Here is a 12,358-nt window from a genome sequence, read left to right as displayed (position 1 = left end):
CCGCCTGCCTCCCGCCAAGCCCCCCGCCCCCGACATCCGGAAAAAGGTGACCTCCATGAACGCGCGCTGGTATCCCCCGCTCCCCGCACCCGTGCCCCTGGGCGCGGAACCCGACAGTCCCCGCTCCGGCTTGAAGGAATACCTGGACATCCTGCTGGACCATCGATGGCTGATCGCCGCGATCACCGCCGCGGCCTTGCTGCTGGGGGCGTGCTACGCGCTCTTCGGGCCGCGGGTGTACGAGGCGAACGTGCTGATCCAGCTCGAGGACGCCGAACGCTCGGGCAGTCCGGGCGACGCCGCGGTCAACGGCGTGAGCGTGAAGACGCCGACTTCGGGCGAGGCCGAGATCCTGAAGTCGCGGCTGGTGCTGGGCCAGGCCATCGAGAACACGCGGCTGTTCATCACCGCGCAGCCGCACTACCTGCCGCTCGTGGGCGGCTTCATCGCGCGGCATTCGAAGGGGCTGTCGGAGCCCGGCTTCCTGGGGCTGGGCGGCTATGTGTCGGGCACCGAGCGGATCTCGGTCGCGCAAATGGACGTGCCGCAGGCTTTCGAGGGCGAGCGCTTCCTGCTCACCGCCGGCACCGACGGCAACTACACGCTGACGCACCCCGACCTGGAGTCGCCGCTGCAAGGCCGTGCCGGCGTGCCGCTGGAGGCCGCGGTGCCGGGCGGCACCATCCGCCTGCTGGTGGGCTCGTTCGAAGCGCGGCCCGGCGGCGCCTTCGAGCTCACCCGGCGCTCCGAGCAGCTCACCCTGCTGGACCTGCAGCGCGACCTGCGCGTGATCGAAAAGGGCAAGCAGTCGGGTGTGATGGACGTGAGCTGGCAAACCGGCAACCGCGCGCAGCTGCCCGAGCTGCTCAACGAGGTCTCGCGCCTCTACGTGCGGCAGAACATCGACCAGAAGACCGCGCAGGCCGAGCGCACGCTCGACTTCCTGAACACCGAGCTGCCCAAGTTCCGCCAGCAGCTGGAGAAGTCCGAAGAGGTCTACAACCAGTACCGCAACCAGAACGGCACGGTGAGCCTGGACGACGAGGCCCGCAATGCGCTGGCGCAGAACGTCGACCTGCAATCCAAGCTCTTCGATGCGCGCCTGAAGCGGCTGGACCTCATGAGCCGCTTCACCGCCCAGCATCCGACCGTGGTCATGCTGGACACGCAGATCGGCGCGTTGCGCAACGAACTGGGCAAGGTGGACGGCCGCATCCGCCGCATGCCGATGCTGCAGCAGAACTCGGTGCGCATGCAGCGCGACATCAAGGTCAACACCGACCTGTATGCCTCGCTGCTGAACAGCTCGCTGCAGGCGCGCCTGGCGCGCGAAGGCCGCATCGGCAACGTGCGCGTGCTCGACGCCGCGCTCCTGCCGGAGAAGCCGGTGCGGCCCAAAGCCGCCATCGTGATGGCGCTGGCGCTGGCCGCCGGGCTGCTGCTGGGGGCGGTGACCGCCATCCTGCGCAAGACGCTCAAGAGCACGGTGGCCAACCCCGACGAGATCGAGGCGCACACCGGCCTGGCGGTGTACAGCACCATCGCGCTCAGCACGCAGCAGGCCAGGCTGGACCGCGCGGTGCGCATCGGCAAGCCCGGCATCCAGCTGCTCGCGGCGCTGCATCCGGACGACCCGGCGCTGGAAGGCGTGCGGCGCCTGCGCACCACGCTGGGCTTCCTGATGCTGGGCGCGCCGAACAACCGCGTGATGCTGACCAGCGCCACGCCGGGCGCGGGCAAGACCTTCGTGTCGGCCAACTTCGCGGCGGTGCTCGCGGCCACCGGCAAGCGCGTGCTGCTGATCGACGCCGACCTGCGCCGCGGCAGCCTGGCCAGCCAGTTCGGGCTGGCGCAGCACTCCGACGGCCTGGCCGAGCTGATCGCCGGCGGCGCGCCGCTGATGCGCACGATCCACACGCATGTGCTGCCCAACCTGGACCTGATCACCGCGGGCACGCTGCCGCAGGACCCGGCCACGGCGCTGGCCGGCGAAGCCTTTGCCGAGTTGCTGCAAACCGTGTCGGCGCGCTACGACACCGTGATCGTCGATGCACCGCCCATCCTGCTGGCGACCGAGACCGTCGCGATGGCCTCGGCCATGGGCACGCTGCTGCTGCTGGCCCGCGCGGACGACAGCCAGCTGGGCGACCTGGTGGAAAGCGCCAAGCGCCTGGCGCACGTGGGTGCGGCGCCGCACGGCGTGGTGCTCAACGCGCTGGACGCGCGCCAGCGCCACTACGGCAGCTACGGCTACGGGTACGGCCTGTACCGCGTGCGCCAGCACACCTACCCCGCCGTGGGCCACACCCCGCGCAACGAACCGGAGCACGCCACACCATGAACACCTTTCGCACGGGCGCGCAGGCGCGCCCTTCGAACACACGCGCGCAGGCGCGCTCTTCGAACGCAGGCGCGGCCGCTCGCGCAGGCAGAGCCGATCGGACAGGCAAGGCACGCACTGCAGGCCGGGCCCGCGTGGGCGGCTCGCCGCTGCTGCAGGCCGCCAAGCGCTCCGTGGACGTCGTCATGGCGACTGCCTTCTTCGTGTTCTTCGGCTGGGCCTTTGCGCTCGTCTGGGCCGGCGTGCTGCTGACCTCGGGCGGCCCCGCCATCTACATGCAGCCGCGCTACGGCAAGGACGGCCGGGTGTTCCGCTTTCTCAAGTTCCGCACCATGGTGCCGGACGCCGAGGCCGTGCTGGCCCGGCACCTGCGCGAGAACGACGCGGCCCGCCAGGAGTGGGAGGTGTTCCAGAAGCTCGAACACGACCCACGCATCACCCGCTTCGGCGCGTTCCTTCGCAAATACAGCATCGACGAGTTCCCGCAGTTCTGGAACGTGCTGGTGGGCGACATGAGCATGGTCGGCCCGCGCCCCTGCATGTTCGCGCAGAAGGACCTGTACGGCCGCTACTGGGAGCACTACTGCGCGGTGCGCCCGGGCATCACCGGCCTCTGGCAGATCAGCGGCCGCAACGAGGTGAGCTACCGCCGCCGCGCGGCCATGGACGCCGAGTACGTGGCCACGCTCTCCGTGCTGCGCGACATCGGGATCGTGCTCAAGACCTTCGCGGTCGTGGCCGGCGCGCGCGGGTCGCGCTGACCGGGCGCGGCACACCCCTTTTTTCTTCTTCCTCCTCCTCTTCAGTTCATCAACTCCTTCTACCGAAAGAACGATATGCGTATCTATGTTGCAGGTCATCGCGGGATGGTGGGGCAGTCGCTCACAAGGCGGCTGGCCGAGCTCGGCCATGAGGTGGTGGCGCGCAGCCGCGCGGAACTCGACCTGCTGGACCAGGCCGCGGTGGCGCGCTTCTTTGCCAGCGAACAGATCGACCAGGTCTACGTTGCGGCCGCCAAGGTGGGCGGCATCCACGCCAACATGACCTACCCCGCGCAGTTCATCTACGAGAACCTGATGATCGCGGCGAACATCACGCAGCAGGCCTTTGCCACGGGCGTCAAGCGGCTGCTGTTCCTGGGTTCGAGCTGCATCTATCCGCGCCTGGCCGACCAGCCGATCCGCGAAGAGGCGCTGCTCGCCGGCAAGCTGGAGCCCACCAACGAGCCCTACGCCATCGCCAAGATCGCGGGCATCAAGCTGTGCGAGAGCTACACCCGGCAGTACGGCGCCACGCACGGCATCGACTACCGCAGCGTGATGCCGAGCAACCTGTACGGCCCCGGCGACAACTACCACCTGGAAAACAGCCATGTGGTGCCCGCGCTGGTGCAGCGCTTTCACCTGGCCAAGATCAGCCATGCGCCCAGCGTGCTGATCTGGGGCAGCGGCCGCGCGCGGCGCGAGTTCCTGTATGTGGACGACATGGTCCAGGGCTGCCTGGACGTCATGGAACTCTCGCGCGCCGCGTACGAGCAGCACACCGACCCGATGCGCGGCCACATCAACCTGGGCACCGGCGAGGACGTGTCCATCGCCGAGCTGGTGGAAAAAATCCGCGAGGTGGTGGGCTACGAGGGCGCCATCCGCTACGACCTGGCGCAGCCCGACGGCGCACCGCGCAAGCTGCTGGACGTGTCGCGCGCCGCTTCCTTCGGATGGCGCGCCGGTGTGCGGCTCGACGAAGGGCTGCGACGCACCTACGCGGACTACCAGAAGTGCATCCGCACGGCTGAAACGCTGGTCGAGCTGGCCTGACGCCCCGGACGCCGCCATGAGAACCCTGGCCTTCTGGTTCGGCATTGCCTGCGCCCTGCTGTGCGGGCTGGTGGACCCCGTGTGGGGCTACGCGGCCGTGTTCGTGCTTGCGGCGGTGCAGCTGTCGATGCTCGGGGCCAGGGGCGACAGCGTGTTCCTGCTGATTCACTACACGGTGCTGCTCATCTACTTCTCGCTGGCGCCTGCGATGCAGATCGCCGCGGACGTGGACTTCTGGCAGGTGGGCATCCTCGGCACGGCGGCGCACACGCAGGCGCTGATGCTGCTGCTGCTGTACATGGCCGGCGTGGAGGCCGCGCGGCTGGGCATGAGCGAGCGGCCGGCGGTCCATGGCGGCGGCCCGTACACCGCGGCACGCGGCGTGGCGCATCCGTTCCTGCTGCTGCTCAGTTGCTCGCTCGCGGCGTTCGCCACGCTCTTCATCCGGCCCGAGCTGAACTTCGTGGCGCGCGGCGTGGTGAGCGAAGAGGCGAGCCTGCCCATCGACTACATCGTGTTTTCCACCATCCCCAAGCTGGTGGTGCTGATGTGCTTCGTGGCGCTGGCCATCCACGCCGCGCGCCGCCGCACGCTGTGGGCCTGGTGCGCCGCGGGCCTGGCGCTCGCGCTGGCCGCCATTGCGGCGAACCCGGTCAACACGGCGCGGCAGGTGATCCTGATCGGGCTGCTGCCATTGCTCATCCATGCCATCGGCCGCCGCCACCGCTGGACGCTGGCCGCCATCGTCTTCGGCGCCATCGCGGGCCTGGGCCCGGTGCTCAACCTGATCTCCCGCGACGCCATGTGGGGCGCATCGCTGGAGGCCTTTCCGTTCAGCCAGGACTTCGACGCGATGTTCGTGATTGCGGGCCTGCTGGAACGCGCGCCTTCGCCGGAGCCCGGCTTCGGGCGCTACCTGCTGTCGGCCGCGTCGTTCTTTTTGCCGCGCGATCTGAAGATGTTTCCGGAGTTCGACCCGCTGGGCTGGTCGGCGGTGGCGGCCAACTTTTCGCAGACCAACCTGTCGCTGCCGCCCTTTGCCACCGCGTACTTCGACTTCGGGCTGCTCGGCCCGGTGCTGCTGGGCTTTGCGGTCTCGGCGGGTTTTCGCATCGTCGACCGGGTGGTGAACCCGCAGCGCACGCTGACGGCGTCGTACCTCTGCGCCCTGGTGCTGCTGGCCGCGTACGTGCCCTTCATGCGCGGCCCGATCCTGGGCTGGGGACCGTTCGCCGCATCGGGGCTGATCGCGGCCTTGGTGGCCGGTGGGCTGAGCTCCTGGTTCCGCAGGCGGACGCACCGGGCGATGCGCCCGTTGACGGACCCGTCGCCTCGTCAGTCGCAGGAGCCTTCGAGCCGGCCGGCGCACACCGGCATCCCCACCGCCTGAGAACGCCATGGCCACCTACCTTTTCTACGACACCATCCGGCTGAACCCGTCGGCGGGCGGTGTGCTGAACGTCTCGGCAGTGCTGCTCGAGAGCATGCGCGCATCGCCCGACGACCGGGTGCAGGCCGTCAGCGAGCGCCATCCGCGCATCTACGAGGCCGCGCGGCGGCTGGGCATCAGCCGATTCGTGCTGGACACGCTGCTCTACAACTTTCACCGGGCGCGCGCGTGGGTGACGGGCGAGCAGCTGTTCTCGCTGTTCCCCAATTACTTTCTGCCTTTTGCGCCGCTGGGCCGCCATCGCGATTCGATCGTGGTGGTGCACGACCTGCAGTACAAGGCCTACCCGCAGTACTTCCCGGCGCACAAGCGCGGGTGGCTGGACTGGAACCTGCGCCGCGTTTCGCGCAGCGCGGCCGACGTGGTGTTCATCAGCCGCAGCAGCCAGGACGATTTCGAGCGCCACTTCGCGCGCTGCGAGCGGACTTCGGTGATCTTCAACCCGGTGGACACAAGCGCCGGGGCCGCTCGCACCGCGGGTGCATCCGGCAACGCCGGGCGCTACCTGATCGCGGCCTACCACTACTACCCGCACAAGAACTTCGCCGGCATCCTGGCGCTGTTCGAGCGCATGAAGCGCCACGGCCTGGTCGACTACCTGGACATCACGGGCAACGGCGCGGCCGAGGTCCAGCGCATGGTGGCGCGCATGGCGCCTGCCCTTCGCCATTGCGTGCGGCACCGCGGGCTGGTGTCGCGCGACGCGCTGCTGGGGCTGTACCGCGGCGCCACGGCCTTCATCTCGCTCTCCACCTTCGAGGGCTTCAACCTCTCGGCCGCCGAGGCGGCGACGCTGGGTGTGCCGCTGTTGCTGTCGGACATTCCGGTGCATCGCGAGCTGTTTGCCGGCTACGGGTTGCTGATCGGCATCGAAGCCGCGGAGAAGGCCGAAGCCGGCAACCTGGAAGAGATCGCGCGCTACCTGGAAGGGCACCGGCGCGCGCGGCCGGCATGGCTGCATGCGCGCGACTGCACGCCGGGCGCGGTGGCCGCGCGCTACCTCACGCTCAAGCGCAGCCGCGCGCCTTCGATGACCGGAGCCATGCAATGACGAAGCTTTCTCTTCTGGTTCCCCGTCTTCTTCGCCGGCTCATGCTCACTGCACTGGCGCTGGCCGCCGCAGGGCCGCAGGCGTTCGCCGCGGCGCCACCGGCCGCCGCGCCCGGCTTCGGTGTGATGGTGCATTACCTGCCCGACAAGCAGTCCATCGGCGACATCGGCCGCTTCGACGCCGAGGCCTTCGCCGCCTCGCTGGCCGAGATGCGCGCCACGTACCTGATCCTCACGCTGGGGCAGAACAACGGCCAGTTCATCGCGCCGAATGCCGCGCTCGAGGCGCTGTGCCCGCGCAGCGCCCGCAACCGCTCGCCGCGCGACCTGCCGCTGGACATCGGCCGCGCGCTGCAGCGCCACGGCATCGCGCTGATGCTGTACCTGCCGTTCCGCGCGCCGCAGGGCGATGCCTACCTGATGGACTGCCTGGGCGATGTGTCCGAGCAGTTGCCGCCGCCCAGGCGCTTCATCACCGGCTGGTCGGCCGTGGTCAAGGACTGGTCGGAGCACTACGGCGCGATGGTCACGGGCTGGTGGTTCGACGGCGTCTACAACACCACGGACATGAACGCCGACGACTGGGGCACGCTGTGCGCGGCCGCCCGCAGCGGGGCCTCCAACCGGTGGCTGGCCTTCAACGCGGGCGAAGGCGCGGCGCGCTTCAGCCTCAAGAGCGCGCCCTGCCAGAACCTCATGGCGGGCGAACTCATGCAGCCGCCCGAGCGCCTGAGCTCGCCGCCTTCCGATCTGCGGCTGCATGTGCTCACGCCGCTGGGCACCTCGTGGGCCCGGACCAGCGCACCGCGCTTTTCCAGCGCGCAACTGCGCGGATGGCTCGCCGACGCGGCGGCCAGGCGCGGCATGTTCACGCTGGACATGCCGCTGGACAAGGACTTTCGCTTTCTTCCCTCGCATGTGGCGCTGGTGCGCAGCGCCACCACCCCGCCCAGGCCCTGATCGCCTCGGCGACCCGCACACCGGAACACACACACCATGACCCAAGCCCTCGCCTTCATCGTTGTCGAAGACCGCCAGAACAAGACGCTGCTGCAGTGCCGCGAGGCCGCCGCGCGGGCGCAGGAAAACCTGGTGGTGCTGGCCGGCACCGACACCGGCTACGCCTACGAGCACTTCCGCAAGGCGTACGTGCACCTGTCGAGCAACACGCCGGCGTTCGAGAAGATCTGCTTTCGGCGCTACTTCCTCCTGGCCGACTACCTGGCGGCGAACCCCGAGTGCAGCGAATTCGTGCTCATCGACAGCGACGTGCTGCTGTTTCGCGGCGCCGGCGCGCACATTGCGCGGCTGGTGGGCAAAGCCGACTTCTCGGGTTCCTTCATCCGCCCGACCGACGGCTGGAACCCCTGTGAGATCTCGCCGCATGTGAGCTACTGGACGGCGGCGGGCCTGCGGGATTTCGTGGCCTGCGTGATCGAGACCTACACCACGCCCGCGGGCGTGGCGCGGCTGCGCGAGATTGCCGAGCGCTTTGCGTTGCGCAACATGCGCGGCGGTGTCTCGGACATGACGCTGCTCTACCTGTGGGCCGAGGCCTCGGGCAACACCGCGCCGATCAACCGGGTGTTCGACGGCCGGGTGATCGACCACAACATCAACGGCGGCACCAACCACCTGCCTGGCGAGTTTCGCGTTCGGGGCGGTGCCAAGCGCCTTGCGTTCATCGACGGCCAGCCCTGCCTGCAGACGGCCGGGGGCGACGCGGTGCGCGTGCTGGCGCTGCACTTCCAGGGCGCCGCCAAGATGGCGATGCCGCATGCGCTGCACGGCCGGGTGCGCACGATGGCGGCGCTGACCTGGGCGCTGCGGATGGCGCGCAGGGCCAGGAACAACGCGCACGGCATCGCTTCGCGCACACGCCGCCTCATGGACGGCCTTCGCCTGGCGGGCGTGCCCTCGGCCAAGGTCCCGGCCGACCGGAAAGCGCCATGAAGCAGCCGATCGCCATGCGCCTCGTCCTGCCCGGTGCCGGCTTGGCGCAGCGCCTGGGGCTGGGGGCGCTCGCGTCGCGGCTGTATGTGTACCTGTCGGGCTTTCTGGCGATCTTTCTGCTGGCGGCCCAGGTCGCGCCGGCGCGCTTCGGCGAGTACTCGATCTACCAGTCGGTGCTGGAAGTGGCGCTGGTGGTGGGCACGCTGGGGAGCTCGCTGCTGTTCTCGCGCAATGCCGCGCGCGTGCCGCCGGGCGTGACCCGGGGCGACCTGGCGCGCACGCTGGCCATCGGCCTGCCGCTGGCGGTGGGGCTCGCCGCCGCCATCATCGCGGCGCAGCGCCTGCCGGTGATCGGCCTGCCGCTCGCGCTGATCGCGGTGACGCTGGCGGTCTTTGCGTTCAACAGCCTGCGCCTGTCGTACAGCCGGGGGCTGGGCCATGCGGGCCTGCTCAACCTGGAGTCCGGCCTTCGCTCCACGCTGCTGGTGCTGGGCGTGGCGGCGCTCGCGTCGCTGGGCTTCGAGATCGGCGTGGTGCACCTGCTGGTCATCAACCTGCTGGCCTTCGCGATGGTGGGCGCGGCGATTGCCCTGCCGGCCAGCGGCGTGGCGCCGCCGCGCGGAAAGCCCGTGCTCGAACTGGGCGCGCAGGCCAGCGCGACGGTGTATGCGCTGCTGAGCTTTTTGCTGCGCAAGTCGGACCTCTTGATCGTGGCGCTCTTCATGCCGCTCGGCTACGTGGGCGCATTCAAGCTGGCCTTTCTGCTGGCCGAAGCGCCCTCGCAGTTCGTGCAGGCCTTCCTGGTCACCAAGACGCCGGCGATGCTGGACGCCAACGCAAGCAACTTCGGCACCGAGAAGCTGCGCCTGGCGCGGCATGCGTTCCTGCTGGGCTGCGTGCTCTTTGCGGCGCTGGCGGCGCTGCTGGCGGTTGCGGCGCCGCTGCTCAAGGTGGGCGAGCAGGCGCGCGACATCTTCGTGTGCATCGCGCCCTACTTCCTTCTGCGCACCTACACGGTCCACCACGAGATCCTGCTGTCGCTCAACACCTCGATGGGCTCGCTGGGGCGCTGGGCGCTGCTGGAGGTGGTGCTGCGGATGGCCGCCTACGGCGTGGTGATGCTGCTCTTTCCGGGCAAGCCGCACTACGTGTTCTTCATTGCGTTCTTCTCCGAACTGCTGCTGTACGAGCTGCGCATGCGCGCGCAGTTCGGCTTCTTTCCGCTCGTTCGCCTGCTGCGTCCGGCTCATTGACTGAAGGGTCACCCCGTGAAAATTCTCATGTATTCGATGAACTTCACGCCCGAGGTCACGGGCATCGGCAAGTACTCCGGCGAGATGGCCGAGTGGCTGGCGGCCCGCGGCCATGAGGTGCGCGTGATTGCCGCGCCGCCCTCGTTCCCGCACTGGAAGGTGTTTCAGGGGTATTCGGCCTGGGCCTGGCGCAAGAGCGAACACCACGGCGTCAAGGTCTGGCGTGCGCCCACCTGGGTGCCCGCGCGGCCCCGGGGGGTGTCGCGCATGGCGCACCTGTTCTCTTTCATGCTGTCGAGCATGCCGCTGCTGCTGACGCAGCTGCGCTGGCGGCCGGACGTGGTGTTCGTGGTGGAGCCGCCGCTGTTCTGCACGCCCGCGGCGCTGCTCTTCTCCAAGGTGGTGGGCAGCAAGTCGTGGCTGCACATTCACGACTACGAGATCGATGCCGCCTTCAGCCTGGGCTGGCTGCGCGGGGCGCGCGCGCGGCGCATGGCCCTCGCGGCCGAGCGCTGGCTGTTCAGCCGCTTCGACCGGGTGTCGACCATCTCGACGGCCATGCTCGACATGGCCCGCGGCAAGGGCGTGGACGAGAGCCGGCTGGTGATGTTTCCGAACTGGGTGGACGTGTCGGCGATCCATCCGGTGGAGCCGGCGAGCCCAACGAACCCCTCCAACCCGGCGGCAGCCCCGGCCGGCAACGGCGGCTACCGCGCCGAGCTCGGCCTTCCGGACAACGCCCTGGTGGTGCTCTATTCAGGGAGCCTGGGCAGCAAGCAGGGCATCGAGCTGCTGGCCGAGGCGGCGCGCCTGCTGGTCTATGCGCGGGACATCCACTTCGTCATCTGCGGCAACGGGCCGAGCCGCGAATCGTTGATGGCCGCCTGCGTCCGGCTGTCCAACGTGCACTTTCTCGACCTGCAGCCGATGGAGCGGCTCAACGAACTGCTGGGCATGGCCGACATCCACGTGCTGCCGCAGCGCGCCGATGCCGCCGACCTGGTAATGCCCTCGAAGCTGGCCGGCATGCTCGCAAGCGGCAAGGCCGTGGTGGCCACGGCGCACCCCGGCACCGAACTGGCCCGCGCGGTGTCGGGCCGCGGCCTGCTGGTGCCGCCCGGCGACGCGGAGGCGCTGGCCGGGGCCATCGAGGAGCTGGCGCTGGCGCCCACCGTGCGCGCGGCACTGGGCGCGGCGGGCCGCGCATTCGCGAAGGCGGAGCTGGACCAGAACGCCATCCTCTCGCGCTTCGAGCAGGAACTGCTGCGCTGCGTTACTGGCGCCGGCGTCGGCACGCAAGCGCCAAGTCCCTCCCTGGAGCCACAGGCTTCCGTGGAGTCCAAGGCATGAGCGCGCCGAAGATTCTGGTGACGGGCGGCGCGGGCTTCATCGGCAGCCACGTCTGCGTGGCGTTGATCGCGGCGGGTTTGCGGCCGGTGGTGATGGACACGCTGGTCAACAGCGACCCGCGCTCGCTGCAACGCGTGGCGCGCATCACCGGGGTGGAGCCGCCGCTGGTGCGCGGCGACGTGCGCGACGCGGTGGCGCTGGACCGCGCCTTCGCCGAGCACGGCTTCGACGCGGTGCTGCACCTGGCGGGGCTCAAGGCGGTCGGCCAGTCGGTGAGCGACCCGATCGGCTACTACGACGTGAACGTGGCGGGCAGCCTGGCGCTGGTGCGCGCCATGGAGCGCGCCGGGGTGCGCACGCTGATCTTCTCGTCCTCGGCCACGGTGTACGGCAGCACCCAGCGCTCGCCCATCCGCGAAAGCGCGCCCTATGCCGCGGTCAACCCCTACGGCCGCACCAAGGTGATGGTGGAGCGCCTGCTCGCGGACCTGGCCCGGGCCGACGGGCGCTGGGGCATTGCCTGCCTGCGCTTCTTCAACCCGATCGGCGCGCACGAGAGCGGCCTGCTGGGCGAACTCCCGCACGGACCGCCCGACAACCTGCTGCCCTATGTGTCGCAGGTGGCGGCGGGCGAACGCTGCCATGTGGTGGTGCACGGCGACGACTACGAGACGCCCGACGGCACCGGCGTGCGCGACTACGTGCATGTGATGGACGTGGCCGAGGGCCATGTGGCGGCCCTGCGGCATGCCACCACCCACCGCGGCCTGCTCACGGTGAACCTGGGCACGGGCCGGGGCGCGTCGGTGCTGGAGGTGATCTCGGCGTTCGAGCGCGCCTCCGGCCGCACCGTCGCATGGCGCGTCGGCCCGCGCCGGCCCGGCGATGCGCCGGCCTACTGGGCGGATGTGCAGCATGCCCGCGACCGCCTGGGCTGGCATGCCCGCCGCGGCCTGGACCAGATGTGCGCCGACAGCTGGCGCTGGCAGCTGGGCAATCCGCGCGGCTTCGACGACCCCGATCCGGCGCTTCCGGCCGGCTTTGTGAGCGCCTCGACATGACCGGAAAGAAAACGACTTTCGATTACAAAGAGTACTTTTGTAGTCCTACACCCAACGGGGTACGCCAAACGCCGAGTGGTCTA

General features: G+C 69.7%; 10 protein-coding genes. All 10 read left to right on the top strand.

The features are described 5' to 3' along the window. Positions 1 to 55 precede the first annotated feature (55 nt). The 10 genes from ABIC90_RS03210 to galE all read left to right on the top strand — a co-directional run bounded on the left by ABIC90_RS03210 (position 56) and on the right by galE (position 12,275). Positions 56 to 2,341 carry a polysaccharide biosynthesis tyrosine autokinase gene (locus tag ABIC90_RS03210; protein ID WP_354352585.1) on the top strand — a complete coding sequence of 762 codons (2,286 nt, stop codon included), beginning with the start codon at positions 56 to 58 and terminating at the stop codon, positions 2,339 to 2,341. Continuing rightward, positions 2,338 to 3,102 carry a sugar transferase gene (locus tag ABIC90_RS03205; RefSeq protein WP_354352584.1) on the top strand — a complete coding sequence of 255 codons (765 nt, stop codon included), beginning with the start codon at positions 2,338 to 2,340 and terminating at the stop codon, positions 3,100 to 3,102. Before ABIC90_RS03210 ends, ABIC90_RS03205 begins: the two co-directional genes overlap by 4 nt. A gap of 75 nt (positions 3,103 to 3,177) precedes the next feature. Then, on the top strand, positions 3,178 to 4,158 hold the full coding sequence (locus ABIC90_RS03200) for a GDP-L-fucose synthase family protein (RefSeq protein WP_354352583.1): 981 nt from the start codon (positions 3,178 to 3,180) through the stop codon (positions 4,156 to 4,158). A 16-nt stretch (positions 4,159 to 4,174) separates the two neighbouring features. Further along, positions 4,175 to 5,548, top strand: a complete 1,374-nt coding sequence (locus ABIC90_RS03195; protein WP_354352582.1) for a hypothetical protein — start codon at positions 4,175 to 4,177, stop codon at positions 5,546 to 5,548. 7 nt (positions 5,549 to 5,555) lie between these two features. Beyond that, positions 5,556 to 6,659, top strand: a complete 1,104-nt coding sequence (locus tag ABIC90_RS03190) for a glycosyltransferase (RefSeq protein ID WP_354352581.1) — start codon at positions 5,556 to 5,558, stop codon at positions 6,657 to 6,659. Then, positions 6,656 to 7,618, top strand: a complete 963-nt coding sequence (locus ABIC90_RS03185; protein WP_354352580.1) for a hypothetical protein — start codon at positions 6,656 to 6,658, stop codon at positions 7,616 to 7,618. Before ABIC90_RS03190 ends, ABIC90_RS03185 begins: the two co-directional genes overlap by 4 nt. A 36-nt stretch (positions 7,619 to 7,654) precedes the next feature. After that, a complete protein-coding gene (locus ABIC90_RS03180; RefSeq protein ID WP_354352579.1) occupies positions 7,655 to 8,611 on the top strand; it encodes a hypothetical protein in 957 nt (318 codons plus the stop codon). Next, positions 8,608 to 9,864 (top strand): polysaccharide biosynthesis protein, encoded by a 1,257-nt coding sequence (locus ABIC90_RS03175; RefSeq protein ID WP_354352578.1) that lies wholly within the window; start codon positions 8,608 to 8,610, stop codon positions 9,862 to 9,864. Before ABIC90_RS03180 ends, ABIC90_RS03175 begins: the two co-directional genes overlap by 4 nt. A 15-nt stretch (positions 9,865 to 9,879) precedes the next feature. After that, positions 9,880 to 11,214 (top strand): glycosyltransferase WbuB, encoded by a 1,335-nt coding sequence (locus tag ABIC90_RS03170; protein WP_354352577.1) that lies wholly within the window; start codon positions 9,880 to 9,882, stop codon positions 11,212 to 11,214. Continuing rightward, positions 11,211 to 12,275, top strand: coding sequence for a UDP-glucose 4-epimerase GalE (gene galE / locus ABIC90_RS03165; protein WP_354352576.1), 1,065 nt, complete (start codon positions 11,211 to 11,213; stop codon positions 12,273 to 12,275). The genes ABIC90_RS03170 and galE overlap by 4 nt, the downstream gene beginning before the upstream one ends. Positions 12,276 to 12,358: the final 83 nt, after the last annotated feature.

The sequence above is a fragment of the Variovorax boronicumulans genome (assembly GCF_040544675.1).
GTDB lineage: Bacteria > Pseudomonadota > Gammaproteobacteria > Burkholderiales > Burkholderiaceae_C > Variovorax > Variovorax boronicumulans_D.
This window is presented reverse-complemented; position numbering and strand designations above follow the sequence as displayed.

What these genes read in the sequence shown, in the direction of transcription:
- ABIC90_RS03205 (WP_354352584.1), top strand. Translation starts at nt 2,338, where the DNA reads ATGAACACCTTTCGCACGGGCGCGCAGGCGCGCCCTTCGAACACACGC.
- ABIC90_RS03190 (WP_354352581.1), top strand. Translation starts at nt 5,556, where the DNA reads ATGGCCACCTACCTTTTCTACGACACCATCCGGCTGAACCCGTCGGCG.
- ABIC90_RS03210 (WP_354352585.1), top strand. Translation starts at nt 56, where the DNA reads ATGAACGCGCGCTGGTATCCCCCGCTCCCCGCACCCGTGCCCCTGGGC.
- ABIC90_RS03175 (WP_354352578.1), top strand. Translation starts at nt 8,608, where the DNA reads ATGAAGCAGCCGATCGCCATGCGCCTCGTCCTGCCCGGTGCCGGCTTG.
- ABIC90_RS03180 (WP_354352579.1), top strand. Translation starts at nt 7,655, where the DNA reads ATGACCCAAGCCCTCGCCTTCATCGTTGTCGAAGACCGCCAGAACAAG.
- ABIC90_RS03185 (WP_354352580.1), top strand. Translation starts at nt 6,656, where the DNA reads ATGACGAAGCTTTCTCTTCTGGTTCCCCGTCTTCTTCGCCGGCTCATG.
- ABIC90_RS03195 (WP_354352582.1), top strand. Translation starts at nt 4,175, where the DNA reads ATGAGAACCCTGGCCTTCTGGTTCGGCATTGCCTGCGCCCTGCTGTGC.
- ABIC90_RS03200 (WP_354352583.1), top strand. Translation starts at nt 3,178, where the DNA reads ATGCGTATCTATGTTGCAGGTCATCGCGGGATGGTGGGGCAGTCGCTC.
- galE (WP_354352576.1), top strand. Translation starts at nt 11,211, where the DNA reads ATGAGCGCGCCGAAGATTCTGGTGACGGGCGGCGCGGGCTTCATCGGC.